The following is a 22,281-nucleotide window of genomic DNA, read 5'->3' on the forward strand; positions in this document are numbered from 1 at the left end:
TCTTTGACGGAACTACTCTTTGACGGAAAGGCCGGCCTGCTTCAGGCTCGCGACGGTGGCGTCCTGGGCAGTATCGACGGCGTCGTGAATGGTTCCGCCGGTGGTCAACTTGCCGTAAGCATCCTTCAAAGCTGTGTTGGTGATGTCCCAGTTGGGTCCCCACTGCCAGCCCGGGGTGATGGTGCCGTAGGCCTTGTTGAAGACCTCGTAGATGTCGTTGCCGAAGTAGCTGGCGTCATAAGCCTGCTGTGCAACCGGCGTCAGTCCGGGGAAGGCAAGGAATGCGGACCCGGTATTGCCGCGGGCTTTGATGGCTTCCTGGCTGGTGGTCAGGAACTCGACGAACTTGGCCGCAGCGGCCGGGTTCTTGCTGCTCTTGGTCACGTTGAAGCTGGATCCGCCATAGAAGGCGCCGGACTCATCGCCCCACGTGGGCAGTTCGGCTGCAATCCACTGACCCTTCTGGCCGCTGGCTTCCGTACGCTTCTGGATGCCGGTGGCACTCCAGTTAGCGCCCAGCACACCAACAACGTTGCTGTTGGCCAGATCCAGGCTCCACTCGTCGCTGTAAGCCTGGCTGACCTTGACGATCTTCTGGTCAATCAGCTTCTGCCAGTAAGAGGCAACCTTTTGGGTAGCTTCGTCATTGACGCCCACCTTCCAGCTGTCACCCTCGGTGCCGAACCACTTGGCGCCCGCCTGCCAGGCCAGCCCGGCGCTCGCCGCTACCTCGTTGGGGTTGAAGCTGGCCAGGTAGGAGTTGGGGGCTGCTGCCTTGAGCTTCTTGCCCGCTTCTTCGAATTCGTCCCAGGTTTTGGGGACCTCGACGCCGGCCTTGGCCAGCATGTCTTTGCGGTACCACATGAGCATGGGGGCTGCGTCGTACGGAAGTGCGTAGGTCTTCTCACCAAACTGGACCAGGGCCTTGGTCTCGTCCGTCAGCTTGTCCACGGTCTCGGCCTTGTTGATCAGGCCATCGAGGGGAACAACCTGGCTGTTGCTGACGAACTGCGGCAACTGCGGGTATTCGATCGTTGCGACATCGGGGCCGTTGCCTGCCGTGATGGCGGTGGAGAGTTTGGCATACCCACCGTTGGCGCCGTTGGGGATGGTTTCGAAGCTGACCTTGATCTTGTCCTGGCTGGCGTTGAAGGCTTCAGCCACCTTGTCCATTCCGGCCAGCGAGGACCAGAACGTAATGGAACCTGAGGGGTCTTCCGTGGGTGTGGGCGCTGCTGCGGGGGTGGGGCCGGTGCCGCAGGCGGCCAGCAACAGAGTGCTGGCGGCCAAGCCAGCTACTCCGGCGAAGAGGTGACGACGCTTCATGGTGTTCTCCTTTGAAGACTTGCGATGCGAAGAAGGGGAGTGTGGTTGGGGCCACATGCGATGGGTCCATGTAATCGCGCTACTTCGAACATCTACAAGATTTCAAACATTTTCAAACATCGAAACCACGCACTCATGAACCGCTGTGCGAGTTTGACCGAACTCAAGGCAGAAAGGTTTTGTTTGAACGAACAGAAATGCTGGACCTCTCCGGATCGCCGCTGCTATGAATTTTGGACTAACAAACCAATTCCACTACTGAAAAGCAGGCCTTCCCATGGAGAAATCGAACATCAGCAGGCGCGCAGTCCTGCAGGTCGGTGGAGCCGCATCGCTGGCAGCCGCCTTCGGTCTCGCAGCCAGCCACCCGGCGTCGGCGTCTACCGTGCCGGGCACCAAACCCAAGGCCACCGAAGTCCTGGACCTGGGCCCCGGCGTCGTGCAGTTCTCCCTCATGAGCGGGCTGCTGGTGGGTGAGACGCTGTACATCGGTTCGCGGAACCTGGATCCGGTGCGCGTGGTGGCGTTCCACGTTCCCAGCGGCAAAGTGACCGGAGTGACCGAGCTGGAGAACGGCTACGCCATCCAAACTCTGGCAGCCGACGCCGCGGGCCGGTACCTGTACGCCGGCGTGCTGCAGAACACCACCGGCCCCAAGCCGAACCTGTTCCGCTGGGACCTTTCCAATCTGGGCGCCAAGGCCACGCCAGTGGGTCGGATCGGTGACCGCGACGTTCGCGACATGAGCGTAGCCCCCAACGGCCGCCTCTACGCCGTGGGCGGCGGCAGCGGGACGGCACCGGCGTTGTGGGAATACGACCCCGCCACGGGGACGGTTTCCAACCTTGGTACTCCGGACTCCGGCGCAACCCTGGCCCGAGCAGTCGCTGCCACGGACTCCACCATCTTCTTCGGCGCGGGCAGCACACTGGGCGGCGGAGGCAGTGCCAGCCGCGCCTGCCTGTACGCCTACAACCATGCCGCCAAGACCTTCACCAACGTGACGCCGGCGGAGATGGTTGCGGACCCCAGCATCAGGGATCTTGCAATCGTTGGCGACAAGGTTCTGGTGAGCTCTGCCGCTTCAACCTCCACCTCAAAGATTGCAGCCGTGAGCGTTGCCAATCCGTCCTCCTATGCCGCGGCTGCATCTGTTGGGAAGACCGCCAAGAATTTCGCAGTGATCGGGGACAAGGTCTACTTCGCCAACGAGGCCGGGTTGTTGGTCTACTCGATTTCAGCCAACACAGTTTCAGCGGTGCCGTACCAGGGGCCTTTCCTCGGCGAAATCTGGGGCGTTGATGCCCTGAACGGCAAGCTGTTGGTCACCTCCGCGTTCGGATTCGTGGCCGAAATCGATCCGGTCTCCGGGACGTTCAAGACCACGGACCTGGGCGAGGCCGGGGCGCCGTCTGACGCGCAGGAAGCCATGGGGCTGGCAGCCGGAGGTGGCCTGGTTTACGTGGGCGGCAACGGCGTCATCTCGCGGCGATCGCTGAAGGACGGGCAGGTCACCAACATGACAGTCCCGGGCGAAGCGAAGGACGCTGTGGTGGTGGACCAGGTTTTGTACACGGGCCAGTACAGCTCCCAGGGCATCTGGAGTTACGATCCCCGCAGTGGCCAGCCCATCAGCCAGGTGGCAAAGTTCTCCTCCGAACAGAACCGGCCCCTGGACGTCCACTGGGACGAGGTCAACAAGCTCGTGTTGGTGTGCGCACAGGCCGACACTGAGGGCGGCGGCTCGCTCTGGACCTATGACCCCGCTACGGGCAGGTCCGGATTCTTCCTCAACCCCGTGGACAAGGTGCAGTTGGTGCGGGCAGTAACAGCGCACGACGGCGTCGCTTACCTTGGCGGAGGACGGCCGGGTACTGAAGGACCCGGCACGGTTGTGGCGATGAACCCTTTGACGGGCAAGGAACTGTGGCGCCTGGATCCGGGTCTGGGCGCAGGTATCTCCGCCCTCGCCGTGCAAGGCAAGTACCTTTACGGGATCGTCCGGACCGGGCGCTTGTTTGTCATTGACCTGTCTCGGCGTGTGGTGGTGCACCAAGCAGACATCAGCTCGGTCTGCAGGGGATTCGCGGCCCTGGTCACCAACCGCGGGGCTGTTTATGGCGTCTCGGACACGGACGTCTTCCGCTTTGATCCGAAGACCTTCGAGCTCGCCACAGTGGTGGCTGACATCAACGGCGGCTGGTACAGCGGCTCGCACATCACCAACGACGATGACGGTTACCTTTACACCATGCGCGGCCGCAACGTAGTGCGGATCAACGACCACCCACGGCGGTAGGTGCCCGGCGTTGCGGGGCCCGCTCTGCGCTCTCTGGCGAGTATTTAACGCGCAAAGCAGGCCCCGCAACGCACGTGCATACGGTCACCTATGCTTGTTTGAACATCAGGACTTGCGGAGAGGGTGGGCATGCTCAGCGGCGAACGCCACGAGAAGATTCTGCGTGAGCTTGAAATGCGGGGAACCCTGACGGTCAACGGGTTCGCGGAGAAGACCGGCCTGTCCACCATGACCATCCGGCGGGACCTGACACAGCTGGCCGCCCAAGGGCTTTTGCGCCGAGTGCATGGCGGGGCCGTCCCAGTGCCGTCCGAACGCTCCGGGGACACCGTCCATAGGAGATCCCGCCAGCCGCTGGCCACCCTGGGGCTCATTGTCCCCACCACGGGTTACTACTTTCCGGAGGTTATCCGGGGTGCCGAAGCAGCAGCCAGGGAGCTCAACGCGCGGCTGATCCTGGGCGTCAGCAACTACTCCCCCGAGGATGAGCACCGGCAGCTCCAACGCATGGTGGCCAACTCCGTGGACGGGATCCTGCTGGCAACCGCAGGGTCCCTTGAACCCGGTTCGCCCACTTTCGAGTTGCTGTCCGGGCTAAGGATCCCGGTGGTGCTGGTTGAACGGTCAAGTCGGGTGTTCGAATCCGTGATGTCCGATCACAGCCATGGCGCCGAGCTTGCCCTTGAGCACTTGGCATCCTTGGGCCATCGCAGGATAGGACTGGCCGTTGCCACCAGCCCCACAGCACCCTGGCTCCGTGAAAGCCATGAGCGCATGGTGGCCAAGCTCGGCCTCGAAACAGATGCGCCGATCATGGAATACGTCCGGTCAGTGGTGGGAGCCGGCAACAACCAAAAGGAGTTCGCGAAGTTCCTCAGAGACTGCAGGCGCACTGAAACGCACGCCGCCTTGGTGCTTCCGGACGAAGAGGCCATCACCTTGATCAACCTTGCTGAGGAAGCGGGCCTGGAGGTACCCGAGGATTTGGCGATCGTTGCCTATGACGACGAAGTGGCGGACCTCGCCCCGGTACCCCTGACCTCCATCGCCCCGCCCAAGCGCGATGTGGGGCATGCCGCCGTCGCCATGTGCATGGAAAGGCTGGGAGGGAAGACCGGCTCGACGGTGTCTCCAGCGCTGCGGCGCGTAAGCCTGGCCCCGAAGCTGATCATCCGCGAGTCCACGGTGACGGGGGAGGACGCGGAGTAGGGGTTTGCTTGGAGAAATGTCAGTGGCGGCCGGCTGACGGAAATCTCTTTTATATGCGGGGATTCGCAACGGCCTGGACGGATCCAATTGTCCAACAAGCTGTTGGACAATTGCCGTGGGGTCACATCACAGTGCTCTTAGACAAACTGGACAACCAGGTGGATCGGGATTGGTATGCGGCTGCCGCAGCTGAACACGGCTGGTCTCGCAACGTCCTCCTGAATATGATCATGAACCGGACGCAGGAAAGGACAGGTGCGGCGCCATCGAACTTTGTCCAACGGCTTGTTGGACAAGATTCCGAGCTGGCCCAGCAGGTCGCCAAGGACCCTTACAATTTCGAATTTCTTGGCTTGTCGGGGGAAGTTGCCGAACGGGACCTGGAACTGGCCCTGACCAGCCGGATCGCCGAAACCTTGAGGGAACTCGGGCCGGGATTCTCGTTCGTTGGCCGGCAGGTCCACTTCGATGTCGACGGCGACGACTTCTACATCGACATGCTGTTCTTCCATATGGACCAGAACCGGTATGTGGTTATCGAGCTGAAGACGGGAAAGTTCCAGCCTGAGTACGCCGGCAAGCTGAACTTTTACGTTGCCCTTGTGGATGACATGCTTCGCCGGGAGCATCACAACGAAACGATTGGCATCTTGGTCTGCGGCACTAAGAACGACCGCAGCGTCAGGTACAGCCTCGGGCGGTCAACCTCACCCATGGCAGTCGCCGCCTATACATACGACAAGCTCCCGGCCTCCGAACAGCAAGCCCTGCCCAACGAAAGCCACCTTGTCGCTGCCCTCGAATGGGCAGAACCTGACGAGGGACAGGCCGAGCCCACTTAGGCGGTATGGCAACAATTTCGGTCACTCCCGCCACGGCGTGAGCCGAGGCCACCACCCCGGGACATTGCGCCGGTAGTGGAGGTATTGCTCGCCGTAGGTCTCGGTGAGGGTTGGTTCCTCGTAGCCCTTCACAAACGCGAACACCGCGGCGAGGACAATTACTGCGTAGATCACTAGTCCCCAACTGCCGAACAGCAAGGCCTGGCCGAGGATCATGCTGACGACGGCGATGTACATAGGGTTGCGCACGAAGCGGTAAGCCCCCGTCACGACCAGCGTTTCGCTGGGAGCCACCGGAGCGGGCGTTCCACCGTGCAGTGCGAACAGGGCAAAGGCGTGCAGGAGGAAAACCACCCCAGCAGCGATAGCGATCCACGCAAACATCACCACCATCCACGCTGAGCCCCAACCAAACCATCGCCAGCCGGAGATCAGTCCGGGAATGAGTCCCGCCACGATGCCGGGCGCCAGGAACAAGAAGAGAACCGTGCCGATCCACGCACGCGCAGGCGAGGTTGCCTTGGCCATGGGCGCCAGAATAGTCCCATTCCCTGGACCCCGCGACCCTCCCGCCAGCTCTTTGGCCGGACTAGGATGTCCGCGGAAGCGCACTCCACACTGACAAGACCTGAGCCTAACCTCTAACAGGAGCACACGATGGGAATTTTGTCCGTAGACCTTTTCATCACTCTGGACGGCGTGTACCAAGCGCCCGGCGGTCCGGACGAGGACCGCTCGGGCGGTTTCGATCACGGCGGTTGGCAGGCCGCCTATTCAGATGAGGAAAGCGGCGCCGCGATCGTCGCCGGAATTGACCGGATGGACGCGCTTCTGCTGGGTCGACGAACCTACGACATCTTTGCCGCGTACTGGCCCAACCAGAGCGATCACATTGCCGAGACCCTCAATGGACTGCCCAAGTTCGTGGTGTCCCGCAACGTGAACGATCCCCAGTGGGAGGGGACAACCGCGCTGGCGGATGTTGACCGGATCGCGGCGCTGAAGGAGCGGTTCAACGACATTCATGTGATCGGCAGCGGCGAGCTGGTACGGTCGCTCCTCGAAGCGGACCTCGTGGACCGGCTCAACCTGTACCTCTACCCGCTCACCTTCGGTACGGGCAAGCGCTTGTGGGCCGATGGGGACGGCGTCCCCGCGGCATTCCGGTTGGCTCAGCCGCCGCAGGGCTTCCCAAACGGGGCGGTTTCGCTGGTTTACGAGCGTGCCGGGGCGCCAATCACGGGCATCGATATCGGTCAGTCCTGAACCTGCAGCAGGGTGCCGCAAACGAAAACAGAAGCGTTCGACGGCGGGTGCGCATCCGCCGTCGAACGCTTCTGTTTGCCTGTTCTAAAGTGCGGCCGGTACGGCCAGCGGGGCGCGCTGCACATGTCCCCGCACCACAATGAGGGCCACCACTGCGATCAGCATGTAGATCATGTTGGCCGGGCCGGCCAGCAACAGCAACGGGCTCTGGGGGCCCGTGGCAGCTTGGTCAATGCCGCCCGTGGACAAGAAGAGCGTGGGGTCGTACAAGGCGTGCAGGATCATGGGCCAGATCAGGTTTCCGGTGACCCTCAACGTCAGGTACATGCAGATGCCGAAGCCGAACGTAAACAGCACAGTCACCAAAACGGTGACTATCGGCATGCCTGACAAGATGTTGGCGGAGTGAAGCAGCGCAAAGACCAAGGAAGACAGCACCATGACTACCCACTCGGACTTCCCGGAGTCGCGCAGCATTTTCACCACAATGCCACGGGTGAGGATTTCTTCGGCAAAGCCGATCAGCAAACCGGTAAGTAACGTCACTACCACCACGGAAGCTTGGTAGCTGCTGTAGTTGATGCCCAGGAAGCGCAGCGCGATGGCGGCCACCAGGAAGAATGGCGCTGCCCACATCCACCAGCTCCCCTTGACCGGCTGCGGAGCGAACAGCGGTTTGAACCACTTCACCGAATACACGAATGCGGCCAGTGCCGCACTGCCAATGATCAGCGACAACGTGAGGCCGATGAAGACGCTCTGAGGTGTGCGGAAGATGTCCTCGGCTACCACCTGGTCGCCCGCAATCGGCCCAATCACCAGGCCGGCACCAAGGTAAATCGCCATGTAGAGCACGGCCAGCAGGATTGCCCGCCACCAACCACCCTTGTCCCAGAACGTTTTCCACGCTGATGAACGGACGGTTTGGTCCATGTAGTGCCCCCTTGAGTCTGCGGGATGAAGGATGGTCCCGCCTAGAAATCTACTGCACGCAGATCTTGCGCTGAGTGCCATGCGTGCCGGTAGTACTCCACATGAGCAAGTCCGGCGGCGGCGTCCTCGTCGATGATGACCGTAGCCCGCGGGTGTTGTTGGATGACCGAGCCCGGAACTGCTGATGACACTGGTCCTTCCAACGCAGCTGCAACAGCCTGTGCCTTATTGGAACCGAAGGCCAGAAGGACCAACTGCCTGGCCCGGAGGATGGTGCCAAGCCCTTGGGTAATGCAATGGGTAGGGACTTCTTCCAAGGAACCAAAGAATCGGGCGTTATCCCTGCGCGTTTGCTCGGCCAATGCCTTGATGCGCGTTGTGGATGCCAGGGAAGATCCGGGCTCGTTGAAACCCACGTGGCCGTTTGAACCGATGCCCAGGATTTGGAGGTCAACGCCGTCGGCCTGCTCAATCAGGCCTTCGTATTCTGCTCCGGCCCGGGTGACGTTGGCGCCCGTTCCTCGTGGGGTGAACACTTGGTCCGGATTGAGCCCCAGCGGTTCCACCACTTCGCGGTTGATCACGGAGCGGTAGCTTTCCGGATGCTCAGGCGGGATACCGAGGTACTCGTCCAAGGCGAAGCCACGCACGCGGGACACATCAATGCTGTCCTCCCGGACGGCCTTGGCCAGTGCCGCATAGGTGGACAGGGGAGTGGAGCCGGTGGCGAGGCCAAGAACGGTGGAGGGGTTTGTGATGATCTGCTGTGCGAAGATCGCCGCGGCAACACTTCCAGCCTCGCTTTGATCGCGGACAATGATGACTTCTGCCATGGGTTTCCTTTGGGTAGTGGAAAAGAACGAATGCTATTCGGCCACGATCGCCGCGCCGGCTTCCAGGCTCTTATTGGCGGCTTCCACGATTGCCACAATGCAGAGGATCTCCCGCAACGGCACATTCGGTGTCCCGTTGCGGATGGAGTTCACGATCCCGTCAAGAAGGCCCGCCAGCATGGGCGGACCCGCTTCGATGGAGAACTCGGAACAGCCGCGATCGGTGTCGATGCGTCCTGACGTAAAGGCGCTCCATCCCGCTTCGCCCGTCAACGAGACCACGCGGCCGTCTCCCCAGCGGACTGTCACGCTGGTGGCGCTGGCCGGTGACCCCGGCCTAACGGCGTCGACCGTTACCGTCTCCGGTCCGGCCCCCAAGGCGGCCACTGCGAGGTCGACCAGATGCACGCCGTACCAGGACAGGCCCGGGTGGCCGGGCTGGGTGGGGAGGGGACCTTCCAAAGACACGGATTGCCCGGTCCCGCGGGAAAGGGCCTCCTGGAACTCAGGCGTGAACCGCTTGGGAGAGCCGGCCAGGACCAAAGTTCCGGAAGCCTGCGCCTGGGCGAGCATGGTGCGGGCCTCAGCAAGGGTAGGAGCGAACCGCGTGTCCACGTAAATCGGCTTGCCGAACCGCACCACGCGCTCAAAAAAGCGTGGGTGCGTCCGTGCATCGGAGGACACGATCAGCAGGGCATCGCAGGCTTCGGCCACGGCTTCCGGCGAATCGCACATGGTGACGCCCAACCCGCTCACCTCGGCCGCGAAACTATCGATCCGGTCCAGGCTCAACGGAAAGTCCGACGCCGCTTCCCCCTTCCAAGCGTGGGTCACCGTGCCGCCGGGGACCACGCCGTCGGAACCGTTCCCGAAGAGCCGGGTGAACGACGGCGCGTGCGGGGAGTCGACGCCGATGAGGCCGAAGCGGATAGGCGCCACGGACGTCATCCCTTCACCCCGCTGTGCGTGATGCTGGCGACGATGTGCTTCTGCAGGAGGGCGAAAATCACCAGGCACGGGATGAAACTGACCAGTGTTGCAGCCATGACGTTGGACGTGGAGGCCGTCTCGGTGTTCAAGGTTGCCAAGCCCACGGTAAGCGTCCGGGCAGTGTCGGATTGACCCACCACCAGTGGCCAGAGGAGGTCGTTCCAGTGCCAGAGGAAGACGAAGATGGCCAGCGTGGCCAAGACAGGCCGGATCAGCGGGAGCACAATCTGCCAGAAGGTCCGCCATTCGCCGGCACCGTCAATGCGGGCGGCGTCGAAGAGTTCCTCCGGCATGTCCCTGACGAACTGGCGGATGAGGAAGATCGCCTGGGCGTTGGCCAAGGTGGGCAGGATCAAGCCCCACAAGGTGTTCACGCCCCCCATCTTGGAAATGAGGATGAACGTGGGGATCAACGTGGCCTGAACGGGCACCATCATGGTGGCGATGATGGCCCATAGCAGAGCGTTCCGTCCCGGGAACCTCTTACGGGCCAAGGCGTAAGCGGCCATGGAGGCGGTCAGCAGCACCACAACAACGGATACCGCAGAGTACAGGAATGAGTTCCAAAGCCAGAGCGGGAATTCGCCTACGTTGAAGATGCGGACAATGTTGTCCAACGTCAACGACGACGGCAACGCGTAGGGCAGTGTGGGGGCATCCTCCGGGGAGAGCGCCAGAACTGCCACTGCAATCAGTGGCGCCACGGTGAAGAGTGAGATCACCGCAAGTACCCAGGTCAGGGTGCGCTGGCGGCGCTTCTCCGTGTTGCGGCGGGGGCTTGTGTTAGGCCGTTGCCCAACGGTGGAAGCAGGCAGAGTGGCAGTCACTTGGAGTCCTTACCTTCGAAGAAGCGCTGCTGGATGAGTGACAGGATGAGCACGATGACGAACAGCACCACACCGATGGCTGATGCGTAGCCGAAATCGAAGAACTTGAAGCCTTCATCGAACAGGAAGTAGATGAGGCTGTGGCTGGCCCGGGCGGGCCCGCCGCCGGTCATGACGTAGATGGTGTCGAAGACCTGGAATCCGACGATCGTCTCAATGACCAGGACAAAGAACACCACGGGCTTCAGCAGCGGCAATGTGACGTACCAGAACGATTTCCAGGCGCCGGCCCCGTCAATGCGGGCGGCTTCATGGACTTCCGCGGGCTGGGCTTTGAGTCCGGCCAGGAAGATCAGCATGGAGTAGCCGAAGCCTTTCCACACTGACACCACGGCCAGGGACAACAGGACCAGGAGTTGGGGTCCTGAAGTGAAGGGCACGGGGCCCATGCCAAGACCAACCAATGCTGCATTCAGCGGACCATCCGTGGAGAAGATCCACGTCCAGATAATGCCGGCCATGACGAACGAGCTGAGGTACGGGATGAACAGCAGCGCACGGAAAGTCCCGGTGAACCGAACCAACTTGTCCAAGAGGACGGCCCCGGCCAGGGACACAGCAATGATGAATGGCACAAAGATCGCCACGTACAGGAACGTCACCTTGAGGCTTTGCCAGAAGTTGGGATCAGCAGCCAGCCGTGTGTAGTTGTCTGCGCCCAGGAATTCGAAGTCGCCGTTGAGGCTGTACTCGGTCAGGCTCATGGCTCCGGCCCCAAAGATGGGGAGGAATTTGAACAGACCGAAAATGACCAGGGTGGGCAGGACGAAGAGGATGCCGGCCAGTGCCTCCCGGTTACGGGCCTTCTTGGCCCCAAACGGCTTGAGCGGGGGTGCCGTCAACTCGGGATGTCGACCGGCCAATGTGTTTCTGGTGCGGGTGTTTACAGACATGGGGTGACCAATCAGTGGTTGGGCTGGACTCAGGATGCCGAGCGCTGCAGGATGCCGCGAGCCTCTTTAGCGGCACGGTCCAGGGCTTCCTTGGCGGTGACATCGCCACGAAGCGCTGCCTGGATATTCGGTGCAAGGGCACCCATGACCTGACGTGCCGCGGGCGACGGTTCGCCGGGGTTGGCGGATTTCAAAGCTTCTGCCATGGCGAGCGAATCGGCATCGGTGCCCAACACCGCGGCGTCGGTCCGGGTGGGCAGGTTGCCTGCGGCGGCGTTGAGGGCCTTCTGGGACTCCGCCGAGCTCAGGTAGCTCATCACGGTGTACGCGGCTTCCCGGTTTTCCTTCTTGTTGATGGAGGTCAGTGCGAGCAATCCGGGGTTGCCGTACGTTGCCTGTACCTTGCCCTGCAAGGGGGCGCCCAGGGCAACATTTTCGGCACCGAGGGCGGTCCTCATCTGCTTTAGCTCAGGCAGGGATGCGGTGGCACGCATTGCGGCCTTTCCTGTGGCGATCGGCGCACCTTCAACCTTGGGACCATCGGTGGCGGCATCCGCGGGGAGCCCACCGAGCTTCTTGAGATCGATCAGCAGTTGCAGCGCCGAAACACCGGCTTCGGAGTCGAAAGCGATGTCCTTGGCATCATCGGTAAACACAGTGCCGCCTGCCTGCCACAACAGAGGATAGAAGGACAGGTTCAGCGTTTGTTCAGGGCTGCCGGCGTAGTCCATGACGGCGACGCCCTTCTTGGCCAGAACCGGCGCTGTCCTGCGGAGATCGTCCCAGGTCTTGGGCAGCGGCAAACCTGCTTCAGCGAAGATTTTGGTGTTGTACGCAGTGGTGTTGATGTTCTGGAACAACGGAACGCCGAACACCTCTTTGTCGAACGTCGCCGCTTCCAAAGTCCCGGGGTAGAAGCTGTCCTTATCCTTCTCCACGGCTTTGTCCACTGGCAGCAGACCACGAACATTGCGGTAGGTGGCGGCTTGGTCCGGCGTAATGAGTACGACGTCGGGTCCCGAGCCAGCGGCCAGCGCTGCCGAGATCTGGGCGTCCCGCTTGTCGAACGTCTGGAGCTCAATGGTCAGGTCGATTCCCGGATTGGCCTTCTCGAAGCTGGCCTCGGTGTCCTGCCAGAATTTCTTGCTGGCCGTCTCGTCCTTGATGACGGGGTACATCCAGAGCGTCACCTTGCCGGTGGCCTGGCCGCCGTCGGAGGTTGAAGAACCGGCGGGACCGCAGGCGGTCAGCGTCAAAGCGGCGGTCACGACGGCGGCAGTCGCCAAGGTGGCGCGGCCCAACTTACGTGTAAACATGGTGGCTACTTTCGGGTGAGGGTGGCTTCTTGGATCGCGTTGAGCGCGAGGTGATGCCGGCTGGCTGCTACGGGGGCGGCGAGGAGGGGATCATCGCACTCCCGCATCCAGTCGAAGAGGGCAACGGAGAGATTACGGAGGATCCCCGACTGCTCCGGATGGGCGGCAATGTTGTCCAGTTCCTCAGGATCTGTTGTGAGGTCGTAGAGTTCCATCGCCGGGCTGGTACCGATGGTGGGGCCGCCGAGATCTGCCGGCAAGCTGCGATGGATCCAGGATTGCGTGGGATCCATGGCGCGTGGTGCGTTGGAGAAATTAACGATCAGCTTGTGCGTGGATGTCCGCACTGATCGCTTGGGATCGTAATACGTGTGGTAGCTCAACTGGCTGAAACAGTGGTTGCGTGGTGCCTCCCCTGCTTCGACCGCCGGCCGCAGGGTGGTCCCGGCGAGGCCTTCCGGTGTTGGCAGTCCTGCCAGGTCCAACAGGGTGGGCAGGACATCGACGTGACTGACGATGTCCGCCACGCGTCTCCCGGACCACGCCGGATTGCCGGGGTGGCGCAGCATCAGCGCAACGCCGAGTCCGGCGTCGTACAGGGTGCATTTGGCGCGGGGCAGCGCAAGTCCGTGGTCCGTGGTGAACAGAACCAGCGTCTGATCGCGGAGGCCCAGTGCATCCAATTCGGCTAGGACACGCCCCACGCCTTGGTCCATGTGCTTAACAGCGCCCTGCAGCTCGGCGATTTCCTCGCGGGCGCCGTCGTCGTCCACCAGGTGGGCAGGAACGGTGTGCCCCAGAGAAACGTCCGGGTTCACGCCGTCGGCCAGGAAACCCATCACCCCAGGGCGGTCCCTTTCGGAGGGCACCCGGTGGGGCTCCGTGAAGCCGACCTGCAGGTAGAAGGGACGGTCGCTGCCGGACATGCGACGCAAAGCGTCAGTGGCGCGATCCACGACGACGTCCCGGGTACCTCCCGTACGGGCGTGGTCGAAACCGAGCCGGCTGGCCACAACGTCGTCCGCCAAAACACGCGATTCGTGGTGCACGCCAACGAGCTCGGTTTGGTAGCCGACGGACTTCAACCTGTGGGCGATGTGGTCCGTCGGATCTTTGAGATCCCAGCTGAAGGGCTCGTGCGTCAGCCCGAGGACACCGTTGGTCTGGGGATAGGTGCCCGTGAAGAGTGAGGCCCGGGCCGGGCTGCAGTGGGGAGCGGTGGCGAAGGCTTGCTCAAAGAGCGTGGATTCGTCGGCAAAGGCATCCAGATTCGGTGTGGAGACGGTTTCCACTCCGTAGGTGCCCAGGAAGCGGCCGAGGTCGTGGCAGTGGATCAGGAGAATGTTCTGCACGGTCAGCCCATCCGTTCGAGGTCGGTGCGGATGAGGGCGTGTTCCATGGGTTGGCCGCTGATGAAGCGGCGGAGTTCGTCAACCACAATGCCGCCGGCCCTGCGTCTGGAGTCGATGGTGGCTCCGCCGAGGTGGGGAGTAAGGAGCACGTTCGGCAGCGAACGCCAGGGGCTGTCCGCGGGCAAGGGCTCCTGGTCGAAGACGTCCAGTGCGGCATCAATCCGGCCTGAGTGGACCTCTTTGTACAGGGCTTCCATGTCCACGATGGTGGAGCGCGCCGTGTTCACGAACGCTGCCCCATCCGGAAGCAGCGCGAGTTCGGCAGCACCGATGAGCCCTTCGGTTTCGTTGGTGGCCGGTGCATGAACCGCAACCACGTCACTGTTTGCCATCACGTCTTGCAAGGAGGCGGAACTGGTCGCGAGGGGATCGCCTTGGGGAATGTAGGGGTCGTAGACGGACACCGTGGCGCCGAGTGCCAGGCAAGCGTCAATGTAGCGGCGGCCCGTCCGTGAAGCGCCGACTACGCCGATGCGGGCGCCGGAGACTTCACGGGCCCTGGGTACTGCCCGGGCATCGTCCCAGTTGGTGCCGTTGCGGAGGCTGTGATCGAGCTGGTGCACGCGGCGCAGCAGGCTCAGAGTGAAGGTGAGCGAGAGCTCCGCAACGGCCGGGGCCATGGCTGCTCCCGCTTGGGAGATGGGGATGCCGGCGGCCCAAAATGCGTCGCTGACAAGGGCGTGCAGCGATGACGCGGCGTGGACGACGCATTTGAGGTTCGGTGCCGCTGCCAGGTGTTCGGCATCGAGGCGGGGGAAGCCCCACGCTGTGATGAAGATGTCTGTCCCAGCTGCCGCGGCGGCGAAAGCGTCCAATGACTGGAGCTGGGCCGGTGCGATGGCGGTAACCTCGCCCAGCTGGTTCAGTGCAGCGTGGGTTTCCGGGGAGATGAAGGCCGCCCGTTCCACGTCCGGGATGCTCAGGAGAATCCTCAGTCCGGCGGCGGTGGGTGGTGGTGGTGTCGATGCAACGCCGTTGTTGATGTTCATGGGTTGAGATTGCCAGTTTCACTATCTTTTGTCAATGACTAAAGTAAGTATGATGGAGAGTGTGAAAGCAATAGCGCTACGGATGCCAGAATGGGTGGGATCCTTTGCCGCGCAACAACAGGAGCCACCAGCAATGAAGCCACGTGCAGGCAGCAAGGCCCTGATCCGTGAGATCAACGAGGCCCTGGTGCTCGACGTCGTGCGGACCAAATCGCCCGTCTCCCGGGCCACCATCACGGTTCAGACCGGCCTGAGCGCTGCCAGCGTCACCGGAATAACGGGCAAGCTCATCAACTCGGGCCTGCTGGTTGAGACCGAGATTGCGCCCAGCACGGGTGGAAGGCCCGCGCGACTGCTTGAGCTCGGACGCGAAGGTGTTTTCGCGGCGGGGGTGAGGCTGTCCGCTACGGAGGCCCACGCCGTCGTCGTCGATTTGCGCGGTGACGTGGTGGCCACCCACAGCGAGCCGTTGGCGTCCACAGGCCCGGACGAAGCGGCAGCGGCCGTGGCCCGGGCGGTCCACACAGCCTCCGGCAACCTGGAGTCCAGGCTTATTGGAGTGGGTGTTGCCGTTTCCGGCGTGGTTGATCAAGCTAGCGGCTTGGTGCGGCACAGCGGGGCGATGGGCTGGGCTGACATCAAGTTCCAAGTGCTCCTGGAAGAAGTTTCCGGGCAACCGGTCATCGTTGACAGTTACGTCAATGCCTACGCCCGCGGGCTGCTGTTCGACGACGTTTTCAAAGGCCGCGAGATGCTCATCTTCAGCGTCGGCACCAGTCTGGGCGCCGCCGTCGTGATTGAAGGCCGCATCCAGCGCGGCTTCAACGGTGCGGCCGGGGGCTTCGCCCATTCGCGGGCGATCACCGGACCAGGTCCGGCCAGGCCCTGTCACTGCGGCGCGGACGATTGCTTCGAGACCCGCGGCAGCCTGTGGGGGATGCAGCGTGAGCTGGAGCGGAGCGGCCAGGACCGGGGGATAGACCCCGACGCCGATTCCAGCCTGATTGCCGACGCCGCCCTGCACCTGGGCATCGGAATGGCGAACACGGCCAAGGTCCTGGGCCCCGGGCAGGTGGTGGTCGGCTTCGCGCCCGAGGCCGATCTGGGGACGTTTGCCGAGCAGACCAAGGCCGCGTTCGTGCGCCAATACGACCACGCGAATACTCCGCCTCCATTGTTTGATACTTCAGTTGCAGATCCGGTAGCGCTGGCCCGAGGTGCTGCATGCTCGGTGCTGGCGGGATTGTTCACCGCCAGCCCAACTGGGTAGCAGCAGATGCCGTTTTGAGGGCTCAGAACGGCATCTGCTGCTACTTACATGGGACCGGAGGGCGCTTGGGTGTGACGGGGCTATCGCCGCATGGTCTGCATTGCCTGCTGATCGTCAATGCGCACGAGATTGGGCCCGCGGAGTGTGTACAGCAGACCGTCCTCGTCGGCTGTGATGTGGGGTCCGCTGTACCAGCCGCCGTTGATGTCTGCCACAACAACCGACACTGCGAAGGTGATGGGGTCAATGCGGAACACCGTGGTGTCGGAGACGCCGTAGATGATCCGGCGGCTGACCTGGAGGGCGCCGAAGTCGGTGCACACGCTGCTGAGGTCGCCGTGGTGAACCACTTGACGGGTGTCAAGATCGATGACGAACAGACCGGCAGCTTTGCGGGACATGCCGTAAAGGAATTTGCCGTGGATTGCCATTGCTGCGATGCCCTGCGGCTGTCCCGGATCCAGGCGCCACAATTCCTGGTTGGCCACGGGATCCCAGGCCACCACAGTGCTCCGGGGACCTGTGGCGTAGATGTTGTCACCGCCGAGGTAGGCCACGCCGTCCTTTGTGGACACGGCGCGGACCATCTGGAGGTTGTCGATGGGGTTGACCTTGGAGATGACCTGCGTTGTCACCGGGTTGTACGCGGCGAAGCAGCCCCCACCGCCTGTGTCGTTCTGGGCGCCGGCAATCACCAGCCCGTTGACGGCATCCCAGCAGACATCCAGGGGACGGTTCTGCCCCGCCGGGAGCGCAGCCACTTGATAGGGGAGCTGCCCGGTGTTGGGGTCGAAGGCGTAGATTCCCCGTGAGTTGTACTGCCCGGTGTAAAGAATTCCTCCCACGATTACAGCGTCCTTGGCCTCGCCGGTTGCCCTGAGGTAGGAAACCTGGTTCGCAGCCAATTGGTGACGGGCTATGGTCCCGGTGCCGCCCACGTAAACATCCCCGGCGCCAGCCGCCAGGCCCATGCACAACTGTGGTCCGCCAGGAGCGCCCGCCTCCGTCAGATCATGCTTGACCGCGGTCTTCGCCACCGGGTCAACCTCAATGACGTCGTAGGAAGACACCGTGATTGCTTTGCCTCCGTAGACGTCCAACCCCCACATTGCGCCAACATCTTCGGTGAGGATCTGGGTGATCCGTTTGGTGGCCATGTTGTAGGACCAGACGCCCGGCTCCTTGACGAAGAAAACGTCATTGCCAAGCTGCCTGAACATCACACCGGTCTTTGCGATGATCACATACTTGCTGTGGTCTGCCAGGTTGATCAGCACGGACTTCCCCGGGCCCTTGATGCCCACTCCGAGTTGGCCGTTCAGGACGCTAAGGGAAGTAACGGAGACGCCGGTAGCCACCTCGGCTGGAAGGATGTTGGTGGGCGTTTTGCTTGTCCGATCGAACGCAAACAAGCGTGCCGGACTGGATCCGTTGCCGCCGCCCAAGGTGCTGCCGGTGCCGAAGTACACGTGGCTGGCAGTGGCTGCCACTGCCTGGGCGATTGTTGCTCCGGGATCCGGCACGCCCCAGCTGGTCATGGCATTGGTGGCGGGATCGTATTCCCAGAGAGAGGGAGCTTTGGTGGTTTCACCGCCACCGGCTGCGTAGACCTTGCCATCAGGAGCAACGGCCAGGGCCCGGATGTCGCGGTCCCCGGTTTCGCCGACGCCCACTGCTGGAACGTTCGGTGTGCTCAGATCCCAGCGGTACAGGTTCGGTTTCCCATCCACGCCGTCGCGCAGTACGCCCGCATAGAGGTAACGGCCGGTGGAGTCAGCGGCCAGAGCCTGGATGCTGTACCCGGAACCGAGATCGGTGCGGGACGTAACTTTGCCGGTGGGCAGATGAAATCCAATGACCCGCACAGGATTCAGATTGCGCGAGCCGATGTACACGGTGTCGCCCACCAGCAGGGAACTCATCAGGGAAAACTGCACGACGGCGGGTCCCAGGTCGGTAATTACCGGCACCGAGGTGTTGAGGGGGCGGGCGGCCTGGGCTGCCTCGGAGGTCATTGCTGACAGCGCTACGGCGAGGCCGCCGATGCCCCCGGTCTGCAGCAATTGACGGCGATTGATGGCGAAAGTGGGCATGGAAGATCTCCTCATTGAGTGTCCCGTGGGGGTGATTGGGTGCTTTTAGGACGTTCCGGATACGTCCCGTGCGCACTTCCTCAGGGTTTCAGCCCAAGACTGCGAAATCCATGATTCGAACATTTTCAGACATCCGACGCCCGCCACCACGCCACCGTGGCCGCAGCCGCTTCGGTAAGGGGAGTGGGTTGCAGCCCCAGTAGCTGCTGGCTTTCGGCTGAGTCCATCACAAAGGGACGCTCGAACTGATAGAGCATCTCAGCCAGTTCACGCATGTCAGTGGAGAAGATGCCGGCCGCCCGCAGTACCCAACCGGGCACGGCGCTCACTTTCGGGACGGAAACTCCTGCCGCATCGGCGTAGGCTGCGGCCAGTTGGCGCTGGGTCATCGGCAGGCCGGTGGGCGCGTGCAGCACGCTGTTCCATAACTGGGGATTCAATGCTGCGGCGATCATGGCCGCGGCGAGGTCCGGAACGTAAGTGAAAGAGTGTGGCTGATCTGCGCTGCCGATCGCTTGGATGCGCTTGCCCGACAAGACCAAGGGGACCATCCGTTCGCCGGCGTGGGCCATTTTCACCCGCGGACCAAAAAAGTCTCCAGCTATGACGCTCACGGTATTGGCCAGGTGCGCCCGGCGGGCCTTCAGCAGCTGGACACGAATGCCGCGCTTTCCTCCGGAAGCTTCCCGCGGGCTCGTTTCAGCCATGATCCGGTCCGGCTCGCTGTACGAATACAGGCTTTCGGGGAAGACGACGACGGCGCCCGCGGCTGCCGCTGCGTCCATCACCACTTGCTCGGTTGGGGGAAGTTCGGCGGCCCACGTTGTTGCCCGGTAAGCGGAAGCGTGGATGCAGTGGAAGACTGCGCTGGCTCCGGTGATGACTTTGCTGAGCTCTTCGCGATCCGACACGTCCACCTGCAGCCGCTCCACCAAGGGATGGTCCGGGCCGCTGCCCGAGCGGGTGAGGACCCGTACATGATGTCCTTGCTCTGCGAGTTGTTCGGCGACTGTGTAACCAACGGGCCCTGCTCCGGTGACGACGTACATGGTGATTCCTTCTTTCGGTCTCTGTCAGGAAATTCAAAGCGAGAGCGCTGCTCTCTCAATAAGACTCAATCATGAGATGCTCAAAGTCAAGAGCACTGCTCTCCTTTGTTGACAGCGCTCTCTGTTATGGCAAGCTGGGACCATGACATCAGTCGAAACCACTTCCGCGAACACCAAGGAGAAGCCCGCCACGCCCCGCGAGAGAGCCCGTGCTCAGACCATCGCGGACATCATCCGGCTAGGCAGGGAGCACTTGGCTCTTCACGGCGCAGCCGCCCTGTCCCTTCGCGCCGTGGCGAGGGATCTCGGCGTCGTGTCCTCAGCGGTCTACCGCTACGTGGAGAACCGTGACGAACTCCTCACGCTTCTGCTGATTGACGGCTACAACCAGCTCGGCGATGAAGTGGACGCGGCGGTGGATGCCGTGCCGGAGGACGATTTCGCCGGACAGTTCACGGCGCTCGCAAAGGCGGTCCGCGCCTGGGCAATCCGTGAACCCGCCAGCTACTCCCTGCTTTTCGGCAGTCCCGTTCCCGGGTATCAAGCGCCGGGAGAGCGCACTACCGTCCCCGGAACGCGGGTCATCGTTCGTCTCGTCGGGATCTTCGATGCCGCCTACCGGGCAGGTGCGCTTAACGCCGAGGTGAGTCCCGCCGTCGTGATTCCAGAAAAGCTTGCCAAGGACCTCGCGGCCATCCGTACTGAACTGAACCTTGCCGCCCCGGATGCGTCCCTGGCGCGTGGCGTGTTGCTATGGACGTCCCTGTTCGGAGCAGTCAGTTTCGAGGTATTTGGCCAGTACGGGCCGGACACCTTCACTGCTCGGGATGAGTTGTTCGAGCATCAACTGTGTGTGCTGCTGGGAGTCATAGGGCTCCAAGGCTAGGGCGCTACAGTATTCAGATGGCTCGGGGACTTGCAGATATTGGTGCGGAAGGTGTTCTTCTGGCCGGCGCGGGCCGCGCGATCCTCCTGCAGATTGCCGATCCCCGCGTTGGCCACGGAGTTGCGGACCACAGCGACTTCGCTCATAGGCCGCAAGACAGGCTCCGCGCCACGCTGACCTACGTTTACGCCGTGGTTTACGGCACGGATGAGCAGGTCGCCGCTGTGCGCCGCGCCGTCAACCGCGCCCACGCGCCGGTTCGCCGGACCGCTGACGATGCGTCGGCAGGCTACAACGCTTTCGACGCCGATTCGCAGCTGTGGGTTGTCGCTACCCTTTACGACACCGCGATGACCGTTTATCAGCAGGTTCACGGACCCCTCGACGACGAAACCGCGGACCTCATGTACCGTGACTACGCGCGGATCGGCACGGCATTACAGCTCCCGCCGGAGAAGTGGCCCGCTGATCGTGCCGCGTTCGCCACATACTGGGACGGGCACCTGGCGACGTTGCGGCCTGATGATAAGGCGCGCAAAATCGCCCGGGACTTGCTCTACCCTGCGGCAGGCCCGGCCATGATGCGCCTGGCCATGCCGCTGGCCCGCTTCCTCACGGCGGGCCTCTTGCCTGAGCATGTTCGTGAAGGTTTCGGATTCGACTGGAGCCCACATCATGCGCGGCGCTTCGAACGGACCATGCGCATGGCAGGACGCGTTTACCCGCGGCTGCCGCAGCGGCTCCGCCACTGGCCGAGGGATTACTACTTGAGCCAACTCAAGACGGGTGAGGCATCCCATGGCGCGTAACTTCACCTCGGTTGAGCAGTCCATCGACGACGCCGCTCACCGCTACCTGGACCGCGCCCGCAGTGGTCGGATGCGTGAGCGGCTCACCGAGTTCGTGGTCTTCGGGCTGAAGCAGGCATGGGCCTGCGTGTTCGGGGCGGCGTTACTCGCAGTGATCATCGCGGCGCGGCTCTGGTATCCGGACAACGCGGGCCTTGCGCGGAACGACTTCCTCACGCTCGCCGCAGTGGTTATCCAGATTCTGATGATCAGTTTCAAACTTGAGACCCTCCGGGAGTTGCGGGTGATCCTGCTGTTCCACGTGGTGGGAACGGTGATGGAGCTGTTCAAGACTGACGTTGGCTCGTGGGCTTATGAGGCTGAAGGCGTCTTGAGGATCGGGGCCGTCCCTTTGTTCAGTGGATTCATGTACGCCGCGGTTGGCTCCTATATGGTGCGCGTTTTCCGGCTCTTCGACCTTCGCTTTGACCGGTACCCGCGCCGGTGGATCACGGCCGTTGTTGCCGGTGGGATCTACGTCAATTTCTTCTCGCACCACTACATCTTCGATGCGCGCTGGGTGCTGCTGGCCGCCGTCGTGCTTGTTTACGGAAGGTGCGTCATGCACTTCCGGGTGTTCCGGCGTCGCTTCCGTATGCCCATCCTGGTGTCCTTCCTGCTGGTGGCGCTGTTCATTTGGTTTGCCGAGAACATCGGCACATGGTCGCGCGCGTGGCTGTACCCGAACCAGCTGGAGGGCTGGCAGGCCGTCTCCATCGACAAGCTTTTGGCGTGGTTCCTGCTGATGATCATCTCCGTGGTGCTGGTGGCCTGGGTGTACAAGCCGCAGCCGCCGGCCCGGGATGCTCAGGCCCGGGATGCTCAGTTCACCGTAGGCGAAACCAGCCCTTCAGCCCCGGAATTCCGGCAAGTTTTTAAGGGTGAGAAGCAAAGTTGAGCGCAGTCGACTCAACTTTGGATTGACATCTTTCCAAGGCTG

General features: G+C 62.5%; 19 protein-coding genes and 1 pseudogene. 8 read left to right on the forward strand and 12 right to left on the reverse strand.

What is annotated here, in order from left to right; genetic code table 11:
• Nucleotides 1-12: 12 nt before the first annotated feature.
• Nucleotides 13-1,326: an ABC transporter substrate-binding protein gene (locus BACI9J_RS02320; RefSeq protein WP_159732996.1), complete on the reverse strand. Its 1,314-nt coding sequence runs from the start codon at nt 1,324-1,326 to the stop codon at nt 13-15.
• A 277-nt stretch (nt 1,327-1,603) separates the two neighbouring features.
• Between BACI9J_RS02320 and BACI9J_RS02325 the strand changes: the two genes are divergently transcribed.
• The 3 genes and pseudogenes from BACI9J_RS02325 to BACI9J_RS02335 form a co-directional block, all read left to right on the forward strand.
• Nucleotides 1,604-3,625 carry a hypothetical protein gene (locus BACI9J_RS02325; RefSeq protein ID WP_159732997.1) on the forward strand — a complete coding sequence of 674 codons (2,022 nt, stop codon included), beginning with the start codon at nt 1,604-1,606 and terminating at the stop codon, nt 3,623-3,625.
• A 129-nt stretch (nt 3,626-3,754) separates the two neighbouring features.
• Nucleotides 3,755-4,834, forward strand: a complete 1,080-nt coding sequence (locus BACI9J_RS02330; RefSeq protein WP_159732998.1) for a substrate-binding domain-containing protein — start codon at nt 3,755-3,757, stop codon at nt 4,832-4,834.
• Between the two features lie 41 nt (nt 4,835-4,875).
• A pseudogene (locus BACI9J_RS02335) lies at nt 4,876-5,676 on the forward strand (PDDEXK nuclease domain-containing protein); the annotation flags it as partial.
• 21 nt (nt 5,677-5,697) lie between these two features.
• On the opposite strand, the gene BACI9J_RS02340 reads toward BACI9J_RS02335, so the two are convergent.
• Nucleotides 5,698-6,204 (reverse strand): methyltransferase family protein, encoded by a 507-nt coding sequence (locus tag BACI9J_RS02340; RefSeq protein ID WP_159732999.1) that lies wholly within the window; start codon nt 6,202-6,204, stop codon nt 5,698-5,700.
• A 129-nt stretch (nt 6,205-6,333) separates the two neighbouring features.
• Here BACI9J_RS02340 and BACI9J_RS02345 point away from each other — a divergent pair, with 129 nt between their 5' ends.
• Nucleotides 6,334-6,942, forward strand: coding sequence for a dihydrofolate reductase family protein (locus BACI9J_RS02345; protein ID WP_159733000.1), 609 nt, complete (start codon nt 6,334-6,336; stop codon nt 6,940-6,942).
• A gap of 84 nt (nt 6,943-7,026) precedes the next feature.
• Here BACI9J_RS02345 and BACI9J_RS02350 read toward each other — a convergent pair whose 3' ends face one another.
• The 8 genes from BACI9J_RS02350 to BACI9J_RS02385 are packed head-to-tail and all read right to left on the reverse strand — an operon-like array spanning nt 7,027 to nt 15,195.
• Entirely contained in the window at nt 7,027-7,875 is an 849-nt protein-coding gene (locus BACI9J_RS02350) for a CPBP family intramembrane glutamic endopeptidase (RefSeq protein ID WP_159733001.1), read from the reverse strand.
• 41 nt (nt 7,876-7,916) lie between these two features.
• Entirely contained in the window at nt 7,917-8,708 is a 792-nt protein-coding gene (locus tag BACI9J_RS02355) for a glucosamine-6-phosphate deaminase (RefSeq protein WP_159733002.1), read from the reverse strand.
• Between the two features lie 33 nt (nt 8,709-8,741).
• Nucleotides 8,742-9,656, reverse strand: coding sequence for a Gfo/Idh/MocA family protein (locus BACI9J_RS02360; protein ID WP_159733003.1), 915 nt, complete (start codon nt 9,654-9,656; stop codon nt 8,742-8,744).
• Nucleotides 9,653-10,525 (reverse strand): carbohydrate ABC transporter permease, encoded by an 873-nt coding sequence (locus BACI9J_RS02365; protein ID WP_159733004.1) that lies wholly within the window; start codon nt 10,523-10,525, stop codon nt 9,653-9,655. The genes BACI9J_RS02360 and BACI9J_RS02365 overlap by 4 nt, the downstream gene beginning before the upstream one ends.
• Complete coding sequence (locus tag BACI9J_RS02370) at nt 10,522-11,478, reverse strand: carbohydrate ABC transporter permease (protein WP_159733005.1); 957 nt, start codon at nt 11,476-11,478, stop codon at nt 10,522-10,524. The genes BACI9J_RS02365 and BACI9J_RS02370 overlap by 4 nt, the downstream gene beginning before the upstream one ends.
• A gap of 29 nt (nt 11,479-11,507) precedes the next feature.
• A complete protein-coding gene (locus tag BACI9J_RS02375; RefSeq protein WP_159733006.1) occupies nt 11,508-12,794 on the reverse strand; it encodes an extracellular solute-binding protein in 1,287 nt (428 codons plus the stop codon).
• A gap of 5 nt (nt 12,795-12,799) precedes the next feature.
• The gene (locus BACI9J_RS02380; RefSeq protein WP_159733007.1) at nt 12,800-14,146 is read right to left on the reverse strand and encodes a sulfatase family protein; all 1,347 of its coding nucleotides are present in this window, start codon (nt 14,144-14,146) and stop codon (nt 12,800-12,802) included.
• 2 nt (nt 14,147-14,148) lie between these two features.
• Nucleotides 14,149-15,195, reverse strand: coding sequence for a hydroxyacid dehydrogenase (locus BACI9J_RS02385; RefSeq protein WP_159733008.1), 1,047 nt, complete (start codon nt 15,193-15,195; stop codon nt 14,149-14,151).
• Between the two features lie 133 nt (nt 15,196-15,328).
• Here BACI9J_RS02385 and BACI9J_RS02390 point away from each other — a divergent pair, with 133 nt between their 5' ends.
• Nucleotides 15,329-16,465 carry an ROK family protein gene (locus BACI9J_RS02390; RefSeq protein ID WP_159733009.1) on the forward strand — a complete coding sequence of 379 codons (1,137 nt, stop codon included), beginning with the start codon at nt 15,329-15,331 and terminating at the stop codon, nt 16,463-16,465.
• Between the two features lie 80 nt (nt 16,466-16,545).
• On the opposite strand, the gene BACI9J_RS02395 is transcribed toward BACI9J_RS02390, so the two are convergent.
• Both BACI9J_RS02395 and BACI9J_RS02400 read right to left on the reverse strand, forming a co-directional pair.
• The gene (locus BACI9J_RS02395) at nt 16,546-18,558 is read right to left on the reverse strand and encodes a PQQ-binding-like beta-propeller repeat protein (RefSeq protein WP_159733010.1); all 2,013 of its coding nucleotides are present in this window, start codon (nt 18,556-18,558) and stop codon (nt 16,546-16,548) included.
• 125 nt (nt 18,559-18,683) lie between these two features.
• Entirely contained in the window at nt 18,684-19,607 is a 924-nt protein-coding gene (locus BACI9J_RS02400; protein WP_159733011.1) for an NAD-dependent epimerase/dehydratase family protein, read from the reverse strand.
• A gap of 142 nt (nt 19,608-19,749) precedes the next feature.
• Between BACI9J_RS02400 and BACI9J_RS02405 the strand changes: the two genes are divergently transcribed.
• Genes BACI9J_RS02405 through BACI9J_RS02415 form a run of 3 tightly spaced genes read left to right on the forward strand, consistent with a single transcriptional unit; the run spans nt 19,750 to nt 22,239 of the window.
• Entirely contained in the window at nt 19,750-20,493 is a 744-nt protein-coding gene (locus tag BACI9J_RS02405) for a TetR/AcrR family transcriptional regulator (protein ID WP_159733012.1), read from the forward strand.
• 17 nt (nt 20,494-20,510) lie between these two features.
• Complete coding sequence (locus tag BACI9J_RS02410; protein WP_159733013.1) at nt 20,511-21,302, forward strand: oxygenase MpaB family protein; 792 nt, start codon at nt 20,511-20,513, stop codon at nt 21,300-21,302.
• On the forward strand, nt 21,292-22,239 hold the full coding sequence (locus tag BACI9J_RS02415; RefSeq protein ID WP_236558310.1) for a DUF817 domain-containing protein: 948 nt from the start codon (nt 21,292-21,294) through the stop codon (nt 22,237-22,239). The genes BACI9J_RS02410 and BACI9J_RS02415 overlap by 11 nt, the downstream gene beginning before the upstream one ends.
• Nucleotides 22,240-22,281: the final 42 nt, after the last annotated feature.

The organism is Arthrobacter sp. 9V, assembly GCF_902506065.1.
In the GTDB taxonomy this organism is placed as follows: Bacteria; Actinomycetota; Actinomycetes; order Actinomycetales; family Micrococcaceae; genus Arthrobacter.

Bases quoted from the DNA above. Each gene is read 5' to 3' on its own strand.
- BACI9J_RS02320 (WP_159732996.1), bottom strand. From the start codon at position 1,326: ATGAAGCGTCGTCACCTCTTCGCCGGAGTAGCTGGCTTGGCCGCCAGC.
- BACI9J_RS02325 (WP_159732997.1), top strand. From the start codon at position 1,604: ATGGAGAAATCGAACATCAGCAGGCGCGCAGTCCTGCAGGTCGGTGGA.
- BACI9J_RS02330 (WP_159732998.1), top strand. From the start codon at position 3,755: ATGCTCAGCGGCGAACGCCACGAGAAGATTCTGCGTGAGCTTGAAATG.
- BACI9J_RS02340 (WP_159732999.1), bottom strand. From the start codon at position 6,204: ATGGCCAAGGCAACCTCGCCTGCGCGTGCGTGGATCGGCACGGTTCTC.
- BACI9J_RS02345 (WP_159733000.1), top strand. From the start codon at position 6,334: ATGGGAATTTTGTCCGTAGACCTTTTCATCACTCTGGACGGCGTGTAC.
- BACI9J_RS02350 (WP_159733001.1), bottom strand. From the start codon at position 7,875: ATGGACCAAACCGTCCGTTCATCAGCGTGGAAAACGTTCTGGGACAAG.
- BACI9J_RS02355 (WP_159733002.1), bottom strand. From the start codon at position 8,708: ATGGCAGAAGTCATCATTGTCCGCGATCAAAGCGAGGCTGGAAGTGTT.
- BACI9J_RS02360 (WP_159733003.1), bottom strand. From the start codon at position 9,656: ATGACGTCCGTGGCGCCTATCCGCTTCGGCCTCATCGGCGTCGACTCC.
- BACI9J_RS02370 (WP_159733005.1), bottom strand. From the start codon at position 11,478: ATGTCTGTAAACACCCGCACCAGAAACACATTGGCCGGTCGACATCCC.
- BACI9J_RS02375 (WP_159733006.1), bottom strand. From the start codon at position 12,794: ATGTTTACACGTAAGTTGGGCCGCGCCACCTTGGCGACTGCCGCCGTC.
- BACI9J_RS02385 (WP_159733008.1), bottom strand. From the start codon at position 15,195: ATGAACATCAACAACGGCGTTGCATCGACACCACCACCACCCACCGCC.
- BACI9J_RS02390 (WP_159733009.1), top strand. From the start codon at position 15,329: ATGAAGCCACGTGCAGGCAGCAAGGCCCTGATCCGTGAGATCAACGAG.
- BACI9J_RS02395 (WP_159733010.1), bottom strand. From the start codon at position 18,558: ATGCCCACTTTCGCCATCAATCGCCGTCAATTGCTGCAGACCGGGGGC.
- BACI9J_RS02400 (WP_159733011.1), bottom strand. From the start codon at position 19,607: ATGTACGTCGTCACCGGAGCAGGGCCCGTTGGTTACACAGTCGCCGAA.
- BACI9J_RS02405 (WP_159733012.1), top strand. From the start codon at position 19,750: ATGACATCAGTCGAAACCACTTCCGCGAACACCAAGGAGAAGCCCGCC.
- BACI9J_RS02410 (WP_159733013.1), top strand. From the start codon at position 20,511: ATGGCTCGGGGACTTGCAGATATTGGTGCGGAAGGTGTTCTTCTGGCC.
- BACI9J_RS02415 (WP_236558310.1), top strand. From the start codon at position 21,292: ATGGCGCGTAACTTCACCTCGGTTGAGCAGTCCATCGACGACGCCGCT.